Origin of the sequence: Paraburkholderia sp. Ac-20342 (assembly GCF_017104985.1) — a bacterium.
In the GTDB taxonomy this organism is placed as follows: domain Bacteria; phylum Pseudomonadota; class Gammaproteobacteria; order Burkholderiales; family Burkholderiaceae; genus Paraburkholderia.
This window is the reverse complement of record NZ_JAAGPQ010000089.1, coordinates 1-15,459: the sequence shown is the minus strand read 5'-3', so window position 1 is coordinate 15,459 and position 15,459 is coordinate 1. Positions and strand designations below refer to the sequence as shown.

Sequence of the window (15,459 nt, the reverse complement as noted above, 5' to 3'; positions counted from 1 at the left end):
CCATGAATCCCGACCTGATCAAATACTACAGCCAGGAACTGCAGCATCTACGGGAGATGGGCGGCGAGTTCGCGCGCGAATTTCCGAAGATCGCCGGCCGCCTCGGCATGGAAAGTCTCGAATGCGCGGACCCGTATGTGGAGCGTCTGCTCGAAGGCTTCAGTTTTCTCGCGGCGCGCGTGCAACTGAAAATCGACGACGAGTTTCCGCGCTTTACCCAGCACCTCGCCGAACTGGTGTACCCGCATTACCTCGCGCCGACGCCGTCGATGGCCGTGGTGCAGATCCAGCCCGACCTGAGCAGTTCGAGTCTCGCGGAAGGCGTGCGCATTCCACGCGGCAGCGCGCTGCGCAGCGTGCTCGACAAGAACGGTTCGACGCGTTGCGAGTACCGCAGCGCCCATGAACTGGCGCTCTGGCCGCTCGAAATCGCCGAGGCGCGCTTCTTTACGCATACCGGTTCGCTCGGCGGCATCGACAGCGCGCTGCCGGCGAGCATGGCGGGCGGCGGCGCCATCAAGGCCGGCCTCAGATTGCGGCTGCGCGCGACCGGCGGCCTGAAATTCAACCAGTTGAAGCTCGACCGGCTGACGCTGTATCTGCGCGGCACCGACGGCATGGCCACGCGCATTCACGAGCGTCTGCTGGGTTCGGTGAGCGGCATCGTCGTGCTGCCGGCCAAACGTCCGGCGGCATGGCACGTGCAGTTGCCGGCGAGCGCGCTGCGCCCGCTCGGTTTTGCCGACGACGAAGCGCTGCTGCCGCTCAGCGGCCAGTCGTTCCCGGGCTACCGTCTGCTGCAGGAGTACTTCGCTTTTCCGCAGCGCTTCATGTTTCTCACGATCGACGGCTTGCAGGCGGCGCTGCGCCGTTGCGCGGAGACCGAGCTCGAAGTCGTCGTGCTGCTCAAGCGTGGCGATCCGCAGCTCGAACAGTCGCTCGACGCCGGCAATTTCGCGCTGCATTGCACGCCCGCGATCAACCTGTTTGCGAAGCGTACCGATCGCATCGCGCTCTCGGACGAGCAGTTCGAATATCACGTGGTGGCCGATCGCACCCGGCCGATGGACTTCGAGATCTACCGGATCGAGACGGCGACCGGCTATAGCGCGAGCGCGGGCGGCGAGCAGCAGTTCGAGCCGTTCTATCACGCCCGCGATCTCGGCGCCACGTATCGGGCCGGCGCCTATTATCAGGTGCGCCGCGAGAAGCGTTTGCCCTCGTCGCGGCAGCACGAGCGCGGACCGCGTAGCAGCTATCTCGGCAGCGAGATGTACATTGCGCTGGTGGATGCGAAGAATGCGCCGTTTCGCGCCGACCTGCGGCAACTCGGTTTGCAGGTGCTGTGCACCAATCGCGACTTGCCCCTGACGATGCCGGTCGGGGTCGGCCCCGCCGATTTCACGCTCGACGTCGAAGCGCCGGTGCAGAGCGTGCGCTGCGTGAGCGGCCCGAGCCGGCCGCTGCCGTCGTACGCGCATGGGGCCGTGGCGTGGCGGCTGTTGAGCCACCTGTCGTTGAATTACGCGTCGCTGCTCGACAACGACGCGCGCGAGGGCGCCCGCGCGCTGCGCGATCTGCTGAGCCTCTACTGTCCCGTCGACGATATCGCCAGCCAGCGGCTCGTGGAAGGCGTGCGCTCGATCGATGCGCGCTCGGTGACGCGCCGCCTGCCATGCGCCGGACCGATCGTGTTCGGCCGCGGTCTCGAAGTGACGCTGACGCTCGACGAAGCCGCGTTCGAAGGCGCCGGCGCGTTTCTGCTCGGCGCCGTGCTCGCGCATTATTTCGCGCAATACGTCTCGATCAATTCGTTCACCGAGACCGTGGTGAAGACGCTTTCCCGCGGCGAGATCATGCGCTGGCCAGCGAGGGTCGGACAATGCCGGACGCTCTGACGCTGCTGCGCCGGCTCGAGGACGACGCGCGCCGCTTCGACTTCTTCCAGGTCGTGCGGCTGCTGGAGAACGCGTATCCGGACAAGCCGCGCGTGGGCGAGTCGATGCAGCCGCGCGACGACGCGATCCGTTTCGTGCAGGAACCCGAACTGGTGTTCCAGCCGACCTCGCTCGGCGCCTTCACGCCGGCCGGCGAACGCCATGCCGCGCGCCTCGCGGTCAAGTTCTTCGGCCTGTTCGGACCGCACGGCCCGCTGCCCACGCACTTGACGGAATACGCGCGCGATCGTGCGCGCAATGCGGGCGACCCGACCTTCGCGCGTTTTCTCGACGTCTTCCATCACCGTATGGTGACGCTGTTCTACCGCGCGTGGGCCAATGCGCAGCCGGCCGTGAGTCTCGACCGACCGGGGCGCGACCGCTTTTCCTTTTATGTCGGCAGCCTGTTCGGGCTCGGCGAGCCGGCGCTGCGCGAGCGCGACGCGGTGCCCGATTTCGCCAAGCTGCACTTCGCCGGTCTGCTGGCCGGGCCGACCCGTCCGGCCGCGGGGCTGAAGCTCGTCCTGACGCGCTTTTTCAACCTGCCGGTCGAGATCGAGCAGTGGGTCGGCCATTGGATGACGCTGCCCGCCGGTTCGCTGCTGCGTCTGGGCGCGGCCGACGGCGCCGCGCTCGGCGTGGCGACGCTGCTCGGCACGCGCACGTGGGATTGCCAGCATAAGTTTCGCATCGTCATCGGACCGCTGAGCCGCGCCGATTACGAGCGCTTTCTGCCGGGCGGCGAGAGCCTGAAGCGTCTCGTCGACTGGGTGCGCAACTACGCGCGCGACGGGCTCGACTGGGACCTGCGGCTCGTGCTCAGACAGGAAGACGTGCCGCGTCTGCAACTCGGGCGTCACACGCGGCTCGGTTACACCACCTGGACGCTCGGCCAGGCGGCGCAAGGCGATCAGCGCCAGCTGGTGCTGCAGCCGACCGCGCCGGATGGCCGTTCACGGATTGCCGCGGCGGCGCGTGCGCCGTCTTCTTCTGCGGTGCCATCATCGACATCATCGGGGGAATAGCCATATGGCCGAGATCAAACGGGCAGCCTTGTTCGGCAAGCTGAACAAGCTCGGATTCCGCGCAATCGAAAGCGCGAACGTGTTCTGCAAATTGCGTGGCAATCCTTATATCGAGCTCGTGCACTGGTTCCATCAGATCCTGCAACTGCAGGACTCCGACCTGCACCGCATCGTCAAGCACTATGGACTGGAGCCTTCCGGCCTCGCGCGCGATCTGACCGAAGCGCTCGACCGCCTGCCGCGCGGCTCGGGTTCGGTGACCGATATTTCCTCGCAGGTCGAGGAAGCCGTCGAACGCGGCTGGGTGTTCGGCTCGCTGATGTTCGGCGAGTCGCAGGTGCGCACCGGCCATCTGGTGGTCGGGCTGCTGAAGACGCCGTCGCTGCGCAACAGCCTGTACGGCATCTCGCGCCAGTTCGAGCGCATCAAGCTCGAGGCGCTCGTCGACGAATTCGACAGCCTGCTGCGCGAGTCGCCGGAAGCGGCGATGAGCGCGAGCGACGGTTTTCAGGCGGGCGGCGCGCAGGGCGCGGGCGCCGATGCGGGTGATGCAGGCGGTCCCGTGCCGGCCGCTGCGCTCGGCAAGCAGGAAGCGCTGCGGCGCTTCACTACCGATCTGACCGAGCAGGCGCGCAACGGCAAGCTCGATCCGATCGTCGGGCGCGACGAGGAAATCCGCCAGGTGGTCGACATTCTGATGCGCCGCCGCCAGAACAATCCGATCCTGACCGGCGAGGCGGGCGTCGGCAAGACCGCGGTGGTGGAGGGCTTCGCGCAGCGCATCGCGGCCGGCGACGTGCCGCCGTCGTTGCGCGACGTGCAGTTGCGCACGCTCGACGTCGGTCTGCTGCAGGCGGGCGCGAGCATGAAGGGCGAGTTCGAGAACCGCTTGCGGCAGGTGATCGAAGAGGTGCAGGCCTCGGAAAAGCCGATCATTCTGTTTATCGACGAAGCGCATACGCTGGTCGGCGCGGGCGGAGCGGCTGGCACCGGCGACGCGGCGAACCTGCTGAAGCCGGCGCTCGCGCGCGGCACGCTGCGCACGGTGGCGGCCACCACGTGGGCCGAATACAAGAAGCACATCGAGAAGGACCCGGCGCTGACGCGGCGCTTCCAGGTCGTGCAGGTCAGCGAGCCGGACGAGACCAAGGCCATTTTGATGATGCGCGGCGTTACCTCGACGATGGAGCAGCATCACAAGGTGCAGGTGCTCGACGAAGCGCTCGAAGCGGCGGTGAGGCTCTCGCATCGCTATATTCCTGCGCGCCAGTTGCCCGATAAATCGGTCAGCCTGCTCGACACGGCCTGCGCGCGCGTGGCGGTCAGCCAGCACGCGACGCCGGCTTCGGTCGACGATTCGCGCAAGCGTATCGCGGCGCTCGAAACCGAACTGGCGATCATCGGCCGCGAAAATGCGGTGGGTGTCGACACGCGCGAGCGTCAGGCCGCGGCCGCGGAAAAGCTCGCCGCCGAGCAGGCGCGTCTCGCCACGCTCGACGCCCGCTGGCAGGCAGAAAAAGAACTGGTGACGCGGATTCTCGATCTGCGCGCGCAATTGCGCGGCGAGACCGGCAAGGTGGAAGGCGCGGCGCAGGCCGGCGCGGCGAACGAAGCAGAGCGGGAAGCGAACCACGCAGCGGCTGAAACCGGCGCTTCCGGCGACACCGCCACACGCGAGGCACGGCTCGCCGAACTGCGCGAGCTGCAGGCGCAACTCGCGCAGCATCAGGGCGAAGACCCGCTGATTCTCCCCACCGTCGACCAGCAGGCGGTCGCTTCCGTCGTGCAGGACTGGACCGGCATACCGGTCGGCCGGATGGTCCGCAACGAAATCGAAAACGTCCTCAAGCTCGCGGAGAATCTGAACCGGCGCATCATCGGTCAGGCGCATGCGACCGAGATGATCGCGCGGCGCATCCAGACCTCGCGCGCCGGTCTCGACAATCCGAACAAGCCGATCGGCGTGTTCATGCTCGCCGGCACTTCGGGGGTCGGCAAGACCGAGACCGCGCTGGCGCTCGCCGAGGTGCTGTACGGCGGCGAGCAGAACGTCATCACGATCAACATGAGCGAGTATCAGGAGGCGCATACGGTGTCGTCGCTGAAGGGCGCGCCGCCGGGATATGTCGGCTACGGCGAGGGCGGCGTGCTGACCGAGGCGGTGCGCCGCCGTCCGTACAGCGTGGTGCTGCTCGACGAAGTCGAGAAGGCCCATCCGGACGTGCACGAAATCTTCTTCCAGGTGTTCGACAAGGGCTGGATGGAAGATGGCGAGGGCCGCGTGATCGACTTCAAGAACACGCTGATCCTGCTGACCACCAATGCGGGCACGGACCTCATCACGAGCCTGTGCAAGGACCCGGAACTGATGCCGGAGCCCGAGGGCATCGCCAAGGCCCTGCGCGAGCCGCTGCTCAAGGTGTTTCCGCCGGCCCTGCTCGGGCGTGTCGTGGTGATTCCGTACTACCCGCTCTCCGACGAGATGCTCGGCGCGATCATCCGCCTGCAGCTTGGGCGGATCGAAAAGCGCCTGCGCGTCTCGCACAAGGTTCCGTTCAGCTACGACGACGACGTGGTGAAGTTGATCGGCAGCCGCTGCACCGAGCTCGAAAGCGGCGGCCGCATGATCGATGCGATTCTGACCAACACGCTGTTGCCGCGCATCAGCACGGAATTCCTGACGCGCATGATGAACGGCAGCGCGGTCGCGAAAGTGCAGATCGGGGCGCGCGACGGCGAGTTTCTCTATACGTTCGATTGATCGGGCCGACGCGACGTTCGCGCGGATTTTCGGCTACTTCGCATGGTGAGTGCCTTTCTATGCCGCAACAAGTCAGCATGGGCGCAACGCTGCAATGTTCGTTCGGCGCGGCGCCTTCGTCTCTCGTGGTGCTGCCGGTCAATCGCGTGATGGGCGAAGGGCCGCCCGCGGCCAACATCATGGATCACATTCCGCTCGTCAACATCATGCCGTTCGGCATGTGCAGCTCGCCCGCCAATCCGACGGTGGCCGCCGCGACGGCCGCCGCGCTGGGCGTGCTGACGCCGATGCCGTGCATCCCGGCCACCCTGTCGCCGTGGGCGCCCGGCGCGCCGACCGTGCTGCTCGGCAACCAGCCGTCGCTCGATAACGTCTCGACCTGCATGTGCAACTGGGGCGGGGTGGTCACGATCGTCAATCCCGCGACCGTCAAGACGATGATTCCGTGACATGACCACGCAAAATCAGAACCGCCACGTCACCGTCAGTTGCGCGCCTGCCGGCCAGGACCTGCTGTTTCTGCACCTGAGCGGCACCGAAGAGTTGGGACGCCTCTGCGAATGGCGGCTCGATCTGCTGAGCCAGCGCAACGATCTGCAAGCCGCCGATCTGCTCGGGCAGGACATCTCGATCGCGCTGTCGCTGCCCGGCGACGGCGAGCGGCAATTCAACGGGATCGTCACGGCCTTCCGCATCGTCGCGCCAGGCGACAGCGTGCGCAACCGCATGGCGCGCTACGAAGCCGTGGTGCGTCCGCGGCTGTGGCTGCTCACGCGTGCGTCGCACAGCCGCTTTTTCCACGAAAAAAGCGTGCTGGATATCGTGACCGGCGTGTTGCAGGACTACAGCATCGACCTCAGCAATAAATGCCAGGCGAGCTATCCGACGCTGCCGCACTGCGCGCAATACCGCGAAACCGACTTCGCTTTCGTAAGCCGCCTGATGGAGCACGAGGGCATCTACTACTACTTCGAGCACAAGGCGGGCAAGCATACGCTGGTATTGACCGATTCGAGCGACGTGCACGCGCCGATCGAGCACTATGCGACGATCTCCTACGATGCGTGGCACGAACCGTCGAACGAGAAGGAATGCGTGTATGCGTGGAGTTCGGGCGCGGAATTGCAGACCGGCAAGTATGAAGTCAACGACTACGATTTCGAAAAGCCTTCGTCGAGCAACCAGCAAGGGCTGCTGTCGCGCGCGACGCGGCCGAAAGTCTACGATCCGCCGGTGTACACGATGCAGGAGCACCTGAGCGGCCACGTGCAATCCGGCGACGGCGATCGGTACGCGAAGGTCGGCATCGAGATTCGCCAGGCGCGCAACGACAGCATTTCGGGCCGTTCGAGCGCGCGCGGCATCTGGCCGGGCGGCCAGTTCAAGCTCGAACATCACGCCTGCGACGCGCAAAACCACGATTATCTGGTGGTCAGCGCGACGTACGAGATCAATTCGGATGTCTATGTATCGACGGTGCGCCATGATCCGTCGCTGCCGTTCTTCGACTGCGCCTTCACCGCGTTGCGCAAGGAAAACCACTTCCGCTCGGAGCGGTTGACCGTGCAGCCGGTGGTGGCGGGCCCGCAGACCGCGGTGGTGGTCGGCCCGGACGGCGAGGAAATTCTCACGGACAAATACGGCCGCATCAAGGTGCAGTTTCATTGGGAGCAGTTCGCGCCGCCGGCCGATGCGGACGCGCGCATGAAGCGCTGCTGGGTACGCGTTTCGCAGAGCTGGGCCGGCAAGAACTGGGGCACGTTCTTTCTGCCGCGTATCGGTCAGGAAGTGGTCGTCGAATTCGTCGAGGGCGACCCGAACCGGCCGCTCGTGACCGGCTGCGTCTACAACGCGAATACGATGCCGCCGTACGCGCTGCCGGCGAATCAGATGTTTTCGACGTTGAAGAGCAATTCGACCAAGGGCGGCGGCGGCTTCAACGAAATGCGTTTCGACGACGACAAGGGCAGCGAGCAACTGTTCTTCCACGCCGAGAAGGATCACGAGACGTGGGTGAAGAACGACATGCTGAACAACGTCGGCAACGATCGGCATCTGAAGGTGACCGGCAACGAGTTCATCGCGATCACGGGTGCGCGCCACGATGCCGTGACCGGCGACCAGAACGCCGAGGTCGACGGCAATGCGTCGCTGAAGGTCGGGCAGAAGCTGCAGGAAAAAGTCGGCATGGACTATGCGATCGATGCCGGCATGAATATCCATATCAAGGCGGGCATGAACGTCGTGATCGAGGCGGGCGCGAGCATCACGCTGAAGGCGGGCGGCGCCTTCGTGGTGATCGGCCCGGCGAGCGTGGCGGTGTCGGGCACGCCGATCCTGCTCAACTCGGGCGGCTCGGCGGGCTCGGGCAGCGGCTCGTCGCCGACCGCGCCGACCGCGCCCAAAGACGCCGACGACGGCACCAAAAAAATCAAATCGTGAGTGATGCCGTGATTGATGCCGTGAGTGATGCACCGGACCGGTTGTGGGGAGTCAAGTGAACTATCCGATTCTTTCGCTGCGGGTTGCGCGGTTCAACGACGAGACGCTGGCCGAGCCGATCGCGATCGCGTTCGGCCCGGCGGGCGGCACGATCGGCCGGGCCAACGACTGCACGCTGGTGCTGCCGGATCAGCAGCGCGCGATCTCGCGCGTTCACGCGCGCATCGAGTTCCGCGGCGGCGACTACCTGCTGTGCGATCTGGGCAGCAATCCGAGCGTGCTGAATCAGCGCGCGCTCGGCGGCACGCGCGAGGCACGACTCGCGGACGGCGACCGTCTGCTGATCGGCCCGTATCTGCTCGAAGTGTCGCTCGGCGAGCCGGCGGCAGGGGTGGGTGGTCTGACGGGCGGCCTGACGGGCGGGCATGATCCGCTGAGCGCCGCGCAGGTGCTCGGTGGTCCGCTGCCGGCCGATTCGCAAGGTGACGCGCTGCGGCTCGGCGCGCTCGATCCGCTCGGGCAGCCGGGCTTCGGCGAAGCGCAGCGGATTTCGTCGCGGCCGGGCTTCGCGGGCTCGGAGAGCGATCATGTATCGCCGGAGTGGCAGGCGTTTGCGGTGCCGCAGGCGCAGGCGCCGCGCCCGCCGTCGAGTCAGCCGCTGATTCAGCCGCCGGGTCAGCCGTCTTACCCGTCGTCGAGCCAGTCGTCGCACCAGGATCAAGGCGCGGCGGCGCCCGCCGGTGGCATTCCGGCGGACTACGATCCGCTCGCCGATGCGTTGGCGCAGTGGGAAACGCCCGCGCAGGCGGGCGCTGCGTCGTATGCGAGCGCGCAGCGTCATGCGTCGCCGGAGATGGCGCCGTGGCCCGCGCCGGCTGCGCTGCCGACTGCGCCGCTGGGCGGCCCGACCGGCTTGCCTCCGGGCTTGCTGGACCCCGGTCCGGCAGGTGCCGCGATGACCCCGTTCGACGATCTGTTCGGAACGCCGTCGATGCCGTTGCCGTCGGTTGCGCAGTCGGCGTCATTGGCACCCTCGGCGCCGGTGGTGCCGGTGGTCGTGCCCGTGGTCGCGCCGCAGGCCGCCAGCGTGCGGCATACGATGCCCGCGGCGACGCCGGTGCCCGTGCCCGCGCCGTCGCCAGCGGTGGCTCCGATGCCGGTCCCAACGCCAGCCGCGCAGCCCGATGTGCCGTTTGCCGCGCAGCCGGCTTCGCTCTTGGAGATGGAGACGTCATCCGTTGCCGCGCCGTCGCCGCTCCCTGAGGTGCCGCTGCCGGTCCCGGAAGCGTCGCGGCCCCAGGCCATCCACGAAGACGTAGTAGGCAACGCGCAGCCCGCGATGTCCGCCGCACGAGCCGCGCCTGCCATCCCCGCGGCCCCAGCAACCCCAGCGGCCCCGACAACCCCAACCCGCCACGACACCCCCGGTGCCACGAGCGACGACCGCGCCGTGCTCTTCCAGGCCCTGCTCGAAGGACTCGGCCTCGACCCCTCGTGCGCGCCGAATCTGCCCGGGCCGGAGTTCGCGCGCCTGATCGGCACGATGTTGCGCGAAGCACTGCGCGGCACGATGGCGGTATTGCGGGCCCGCTCGATGACCAAACGCGAAGCCCGCCTCGACACGACCGTGATCGTCGCGCGCGACAACAACCCGCTCAAATTTTTCCCCGACGTCGACAGCGCGCTGGCGCAGATGCTGACCGGCCGCACGGCCGGCTATCTGCCGCCCGACGAAGCGCTCAAGCGCGCCTTCGACGATATCGAGGCGCACGAACTCGCCGTGCTGGCCGGCATGCGCGCGGCGCTCGCGCATGTGCTGGGCCGCTTCGATCCCGCCTCGATCGAAGCGCAGCTGAAAGACCCGGGCGCCTTCGAAAAAGTGCTGTCGAACCGCAAGGCGAAGCTATGGGACCTGTTCGTCGGCTTGCAGGGCGCCGTCGCGCGCGAAGCCGAGGACGACTTCCAGAAGCTTTTCGGCCAGGCGTTCAATGACGCGTACGAGGCCCAGATCGACGAACTGCACGCGGCCCGCGCACGTCAGCCGAAACCTTGAGCCGATCCCACCCAAAAACGTTCGAACGAAACAACATGTCCTGGAATAGCAAAGTCATCTGGTCCGAGGGGATGTTTCTGCAGCCCCAGCATTTGCAGCAGCACGACCGCTATCTGCAGCGGCAACTGGAGACGCGCGCCGCCGGCCTGCGTCCGTATAGCTGGGGCTTTACCGCGCTGGAGATCGACGAGCCGCTGCTCAAGCTCGGCAAGCTCGCGCTGCTGTCCTGCGCCGGTGTGCTGCCCGACGGCACGCCATTCGATCTGCCCGCCGACGACGACCTGCCCGAGCCGCTCGACATTCCCGAGGGCACCCGCAACGTGCTGGTGCAACTGGCGCTGCCGGTGCGCCGGCCGGGCGTGGCCGAAACCGGCAACGAGGCGAGCGAGGAGAACTTCGCGCGCCACCGTATCGCCGAACTCGACGTGAGCGACAGCAATGATCCGAACGCCGGCGCGGCGCTGATGCAGATCGGCAAACTGCGGGTGCGCCTCGCGCTCGCCCCCGACGTGGCGAACGCCTACACGGCGCTGGGCGTGGCGCGCGTGCTCGAACGCCTGCCCGACAACCGGGTCGTGCTCGAAAACGACTACAGCCCGCCGTGTCTCGACTATCGCGTGGCGCGCCGCCTCGGCGCCTTCGTCGACGATCTCGTGGGCCTGCTGCATCAGCGTGGCGAAGCGCTGGCCGGCCGCCTCGCGCAGCCCGGCGTGACGGGCGTCGCGGAAGTGGCCGATTTCCTGCTGTTGCAGCTGATCAACCGTCACGAGCCGCTGGCCTCGCATCTCTCGACGATGACCGGTCTGCATCCCGAAGCGCTCTACGAGGTGGCGGTGCAACTGGCCGGCGAACTGGCGACTTTCAGCCAGGCGTCGAAGCGCCCGCCCGCGTATCCGGTGTATCGCCACGAATGGTTGCGCGAGACCTTCGCGCCGGTGATCGACGATATCCGCGCGTCGCTGAGCATGGTGATGGACCCGCACGCGGTGGCGATCCCGCTCGAAGAGCGCAAGTTCGGCCTGCGCGTGGCGATCGTGCCGGACAAGACGCTGTTTGCCGGTGCCACCTTCGTGCTCGCGGTGCGCGCGCAGATGCCGGCCGAGCACATCCTGACCGGCTTCGCGCCGCAGGTGAAGATCGGACCGATCGAGCGCATTCGCGATCTGGTCAATCTGCAACTGCCGGGCATCGGCCTGCGCGCGTTGCCGGTGGCGCCCCGGCAGTTGCCGTTTCATGCGGGCTTTACCTACTTCGAACTCGATCGCGGCAACGAGCTGTGGAAGCAGTTCGCGAGTTCCGCCGGCATGGCGCTGCACGTCGCCGGCGAATTTCCCGGTCTCGCGATGGAATTCTGGGCGATTCGCCGCTGATACCTTGATTGAGGACGTTCATCGTGACTCCTGACGAACTGCGTGGTCCCGCCGACGACCCCGGCGCGACGATCCTGATTCCGACCCCGGGCGGCGCGCGGGCCGCGTTCATGGCGGCCGCGGCGGCGCCCGCACCGATGCTGCCCGCGGGCGGCGGGCTCAATCCGCTGCTGCGCGCGGCCAACCCGCTGATCGAACTGGCGCTGCCGTTGCGCCAGTTGCCGACGCATCCGAACGTCGAAGACCTGCGCAACCAGCTGATGCAGATGATGCGCAACTTCGAAGCCCAGGGCCGCGCGAACGGCATCGACGACGAGAAGCTCGGCGCCTCGCGCTATTGCCTGTGCACCTTCCTCGACGAAGCGATCGCCAGCACGCCGTGGGGCGCGGGCCTGTGGGGCAGCCGCAGCCTGCTTGTGACGTTCCACAACGAGGCCTCGGGCGGCGAGCGTTTCTTCCTGATTCTGCAGCGTCTCGCGCAGAACCCCGCCGGCAATGTCGACGTGCTCGAACTGATCTACGTGATTCTCGGCCTCGGTTTCGAAGGACGCTACCGTCTGATCGACGGCGGCCGCACGCAGCTCGACACGATCCGCGAACGCCTCGAACAGATGATTCGCGGCCAGCGCGGCGCGGCCGAGCGCGATCTGTCGCCGCACTGGCTGCCGGTCAAGGTCGAGCGCAAGCCGCTGCTGCAACTGGTGCCCTTGTGGGTCGCGGCGGCGGTGGCCTGCCTCGTGCTCGTGGTCGTTCATCTGGTGCTGAGCTTCCGGCTCAACGACATGTCCGACCGCGTATTCGAAGCGCTGCACGGGATTCGGGTCGCGCCCGCGCCCGCGCTGGCCTCGAAACTCGCGGCCGCGCCCAAGCTTGCGCCGAAGCTGTCGCAGTTCCTCGCGCCGGAAATCGCCCGCGGTCTCGTGCGCGTGGCCGAGTTGCCCGACCGGACCGTCGTCACGATCAACGGCGACGGCCTGTTCGCGTCGGGCAGCGCCGATCTGGCCGAGGGTTTCGTGCCGCTCATCGAACGGATCGGCGATGCCTTGAAGGCCGTGCAGGGCAATGTGGTCGTGGCCGGTCATACGGACAATCAGCGCGTCTTCTCCGCGCGCTTCCCGTCGAACTGGCATCTGTCGCAGGCGCGCGCCGAAGCGGTGCGCGACATGCTCGCGGCCCGCGCCGGCACGCCTGGCCGTTTCAGCGCCGAAGGGCGCGGCGATGCCGAACCGATCGCGCCCAACGACACCGCCGCGAATCGCGCGCGCAACCGCCGCGTCGATATCACGGTGCTGGCGCCGGGAGCGGCATCGTGAAGAACCTGATGAGACGTTCGTCGCGCAAGGCACAGAGGAGCCGGGCATGAAAATCTTCAACTGGCTGAAACGGCCCATCGTGCTGTCGCTGCTCGGCGTGCTCGCGCTGTCGCTGATCGTCTGGGTCGAGGGGCCGCTCGTCGCGTATGCCGGTCACGAGCCGCTCGACAGCACCGGCAGCCGCTGGGTCGTGATCGTCGTATTGCTGCTGTTGTGGGCGCTCTACTGGGCCGTGCGCTGGCTCGCGATGCGGCTCGCGAACGTCCGCTTCACGCGCGTGGTGGCGCAGGGAACGGACGAGCCCGCGCCCGGCAAGAAAGAATCCGAGGCCGACATCGCGGCCCTGAAGCAGCGTTTCGAGGCGGCGATGGCGACCTTGCGCAAGGCGCGGGTCAAGGGCCGCTTCGGTAGTCAGTATGTCTATCAATTGCCGTGGTACATGTTCGTCGGCGCGCCCGGCACGGGCAAGACCACCGCGCTGCTGAACTCGGGGCTCAAGTTTCCGCTGGCCGACCGGCTCGGCAAGCAGTCGGTCGGCGGCGTGGGCGGCACGCGCAATTGCGACTGGTGGTTCACCGACGATGCGGTGCTGCTCGACACGGCGGGCCGCTTTACCACCCAGGATAGTTTCGCCGAGGCCGATCAGGCCGGCTGGGCCGGTTTCCTGCAACTGCTGCGCAAATACCGGCCACGCCGGCCGCTGAACGGCGTGATCGTCGCGCTGTCGGCGCGCGATCTGCTGCAACTGTCGGACACCCAGCGCGACCAGCAGGCGAAGGCCGTGCGCGAACGGCTCAAGGAACTGTACGGCCAGCTCGGCATGCGCTTTCCGGTCTACGTGATCGTGACCAAATGCGATCTGCTCGCCGGTTTCGCCGAGTTTTTCGACGACCTCGGCCGCGACGAGCGCGAACAGGTCTGGGGCATGACGTTCCCCTACACGGAGCAGGGCTCGCCCGACGACGCGCTGGCCGCGTTTCCGGCCGAATTCGAGGCACTCGAAAAGCAGTTGCAGGCGCGCGTGCTGAATCGCATGCAGCGCGAGACCGACGTGCACCGGCGCGCGCTCGTCTATGGATTCCCGCAGCAGTTCGCGGGGTTGCAGGCGATGCTGAAGAGCTTTCTGAACGAAACCTTCAGCACGTCCCGTTTCGAGCAGTCCGCGCTGCTGCGTGGCGTGTATTTCACGAGCGGCACCCAGGAAGGCCGGCCGATCGACCGCGTAATGAGCGCGGTGGCCTCGGCGCTCGGTTTTCAGCAACAGGTCGTCGTGCCGGATGCGGCGAGCGGGCGGGCGTACTTCATCACGAAGCTGCTGCGCAACGTGATTTTCGAGGAAGCCGGGCTCGCGGGCGTGAACCAGAAACTGGAGCGGCGCCGCGCGTGGTTCCAGCGCGCCGCGCTCGCGGCGATCGGGGTCGTCGCGGTGCTGGCATTGGTGCTGTTTTTCGTCAGCTATCAGCGCAACGAAGCCTACGTGGCCAAGGTGCAGCAGCATGTGGCCGCATTGCAGAAGCTCGCGCAGAGCACGCAGCCCAGCGACAACCCGCTGGCCTTGCTGCCGCTGCTCAATGCCGCGCGCGATCTGCCCGGCGGTTATGCGGACCGCGATAAAAGCGTGCCGTGGCTGTCGCGCCTCGGCCTTTATCAAGGCGACAAGCTCGGCCTCGAAGCGCAGACCAGTTATCGGCGGCTGTTGCGGCAGACGCTGCTGCCGCTCGTGGTGAGCCGCATGGAAGACGAATTGCGCCGCGGCGACGCGAACAATCCCGACTTCCAGTATGAAGTACTGCGCGCCTACCTGATGCTCGGCGATTCGCTGCACTATGACGCCGACTCGGTGCGCCTGTGGGCCGATGTCGATTGGCGCCGTGGACCGTTGCGCGATGCGAGCGACGAGCAGCGCAACGATATCGATGGTCATCTGGCGGCGCTGTTCCAGCCGGCGCGCTTCGATGCGTCGCTGCCGCTCGACAAGGACCTGATCGCGCAGGCGCGGGCGACGCTCGCGAAGATGCCGCTGACCCAGCGCCTGTTCAACCGCGTCAAACGCGATCTCGAACAGAGCAGGCTGCCGGAGTTCAGCGTTGCCAATGCCGCTGGGCGCAATGCCGCGCTGGTGCTGGTGCGCAAGAGCGGCGCGCCGTTGACGCGTGGCGTGTCGGGCGCTTATACGCGGGCCGGTTACCGGAAGTTCGTCCAGTTGCGCGACGCGGCGGTGCTCGATATCGCCAAGGACGATTGGGTGCTGGGACGCGAGGAATCCGTATTGACGCCGAATGGTCTCGACGACCTGAAGGCCGGCATGACGCGGCTCTATTACGACGAGTACATCCGCCAATGGGATGCCTTGCTCGGCGATATCGACGTGGTGCCGTTCAACGGTGTGGACCAGGGCGCGCGCCTGGCGAACCTGCTGGCGGCGGCCGACTCGCCGCTGCGCTCGCTGATGCTGGCCGCGGCGCAGGAAACCACGCTGGGCAACGGCGCGCCGGCCGGCTCGCTCGCGCAGCAGGGCGTCGCCGCCTTGAGCGGCAAGCTCGACGCGGCCAAGAAGC

General features: G+C 67.0%; 9 protein-coding genes. All 9 read left to right on the top strand.

Annotated elements, in window-relative coordinates; translation table 11 throughout:
* Positions 1 to 2: 2 nt before the first annotated feature.
* Positions 3 to 1,898: a type VI secretion system baseplate subunit TssF gene (gene tssF / locus G3N58_RS27245; RefSeq protein ID WP_206000746.1), complete on the top strand. Its 1,896-nt coding sequence runs from the start codon at positions 3 to 5 to the stop codon at positions 1,896 to 1,898.
* Positions 1,883 to 2,962: a type VI secretion system baseplate subunit TssG gene (gene tssG / locus G3N58_RS27240; RefSeq protein ID WP_167285610.1), complete on the top strand. Its 1,080-nt coding sequence runs from the start codon at positions 1,883 to 1,885 to the stop codon at positions 2,960 to 2,962. Before tssF ends, tssG begins: the two co-directional genes overlap by 16 nt.
* A gap of 4 nt (positions 2,963 to 2,966) precedes the next feature.
* Positions 2,967 to 5,723: a type VI secretion system ATPase TssH gene (gene tssH / locus G3N58_RS27235; protein ID WP_206000738.1), complete on the top strand. Its 2,757-nt coding sequence runs from the start codon at positions 2,967 to 2,969 to the stop codon at positions 5,721 to 5,723.
* 59 nt (positions 5,724 to 5,782) lie between these two features.
* Positions 5,783 to 6,172 carry a DUF4280 domain-containing protein gene (locus tag G3N58_RS27230; protein ID WP_206000736.1) on the top strand — a complete coding sequence of 130 codons (390 nt, stop codon included), beginning with the start codon at positions 5,783 to 5,785 and terminating at the stop codon, positions 6,170 to 6,172.
* 1 nt (position 6,173) lies between these two features.
* The gene (gene tssI / locus G3N58_RS27225) at positions 6,174 to 8,165 is read left to right on the top strand and encodes a type VI secretion system tip protein TssI/VgrG (RefSeq protein WP_167285608.1); all 1,992 of its coding nucleotides are present in this window, start codon (positions 6,174 to 6,176) and stop codon (positions 8,163 to 8,165) included.
* Between the two features lie 55 nt (positions 8,166 to 8,220).
* Complete coding sequence (gene tagH, locus G3N58_RS27220; protein WP_206000734.1) at positions 8,221 to 10,218, top strand: type VI secretion system-associated FHA domain protein TagH; 1,998 nt, start codon at positions 8,221 to 8,223, stop codon at positions 10,216 to 10,218.
* Positions 10,219 to 10,253: 35 nt separating this feature from the next.
* Positions 10,254 to 11,588 carry a type VI secretion system baseplate subunit TssK gene (gene tssK / locus G3N58_RS27215; protein ID WP_167285820.1) on the top strand — a complete coding sequence of 445 codons (1,335 nt, stop codon included), beginning with the start codon at positions 10,254 to 10,256 and terminating at the stop codon, positions 11,586 to 11,588.
* 23 nt (positions 11,589 to 11,611) lie between these two features.
* Positions 11,612 to 12,901, top strand: coding sequence for a DotU family type VI secretion system protein (locus tag G3N58_RS27210; protein WP_206000732.1), 1,290 nt, complete (start codon positions 11,612 to 11,614; stop codon positions 12,899 to 12,901).
* 46 nt (positions 12,902 to 12,947) lie between these two features.
* Positions 12,948 to 15,459, top strand: a 2,512-nt coding sequence (tssM, locus tag G3N58_RS27205) for a type VI secretion system membrane subunit TssM (protein WP_206000730.1), incomplete at its 3' end; no start/stop codon positions are given.

What these genes read in the sequence shown, in the direction of transcription:
- tssF (WP_206000746.1), top strand. Translation starts at nt 3, where the DNA reads ATGAATCCCGACCTGATCAAATACTACAGCCAGGAACTGCAGCATCTA.
- tssG (WP_167285610.1), top strand. Translation starts at nt 1,883, where the DNA reads ATGCCGGACGCTCTGACGCTGCTGCGCCGGCTCGAGGACGACGCGCGC.
- tssH (WP_206000738.1), top strand. Translation starts at nt 2,967, where the DNA reads ATGGCCGAGATCAAACGGGCAGCCTTGTTCGGCAAGCTGAACAAGCTC.
- G3N58_RS27230 (WP_206000736.1), top strand. Translation starts at nt 5,783, where the DNA reads ATGCCGCAACAAGTCAGCATGGGCGCAACGCTGCAATGTTCGTTCGGC.
- tssI (WP_167285608.1), top strand. Translation starts at nt 6,174, where the DNA reads ATGACCACGCAAAATCAGAACCGCCACGTCACCGTCAGTTGCGCGCCT.
- tssK (WP_167285820.1), top strand. Translation starts at nt 10,254, where the DNA reads ATGTCCTGGAATAGCAAAGTCATCTGGTCCGAGGGGATGTTTCTGCAG.